The organism is Staphylococcus sp. EG-SA-2 (genome assembly GCF_017152085.1).
This window is the reverse complement of the sequence record NZ_JACYHC010001129.1, coordinates 1-698: the sequence shown is the minus strand read 5'-3', so window position 1 is coordinate 698 and position 698 is coordinate 1. Positions and strand designations below refer to the sequence as shown.

The 698-nt window shown below is 35.0% G+C and carries 1 protein-coding gene; it reads right to left on the bottom strand.

What is annotated here, in order from left to right; all coding sequences use genetic code 11:
- The coding region (locus IDG60_RS18845) for a phage tail protein (protein WP_481906109.1) at positions 1 to 698 on the bottom strand (698 nt) is incomplete at both ends.

Below are 698 nucleotides of genomic sequence, written 5' to 3'. Positions count from 1 at the left end.
GTATGTTCAGTACCAGTGTGTAACTTCGGTATTTTGTCCATACCCAACTTACCACCGACCCAGTTTAAACCTTCAATTAATTTATTAAGACCTCTTTTAACAGCGTCTACCATACCACCGATATGATCTTTAATTTTACTAATGATAGATTTTAAACCGTCACGCATGCTTCCAAAGATGTTACGCACTCTATCCCATAAGCGACCCGCTATACCTACCGTGTTATCTTTAATAGAGTTCCAGATGTTTGACATCCAATTTCTTAATTTAGTAAATATATCTTTCGTCGCATTCCATAAACTTGTGAATTTAGACCTTACACCCGTAAATAACGAATGAGCCTTGCCGACGGTATTGCTTTTGATATTATTCCACGTACTAGATAACCAGTTTTTCATATTAGTGAAAATAGATTTAACACTATTGTATAAGAAACCAAAAATACTTTTCGTTGCATTCCAAATTGCAGATAATGATTTTGTGAAAATACCTTTGATAACACCCCAGATACCGGATATTAAACCTTTAAGCAATCCACCAAAGTATCTAACAACACCTAGAATCTTACCTACAAACCACAGTTGTATTAAATTCCAAATTAACTGCACAGTGCCTTTTAGTATCATCACAATACCGTCCCAAACACCTCGCCAATTACCAGTGAATAAACTTGAAAAGAACTTAATAAAGCCAAGTAT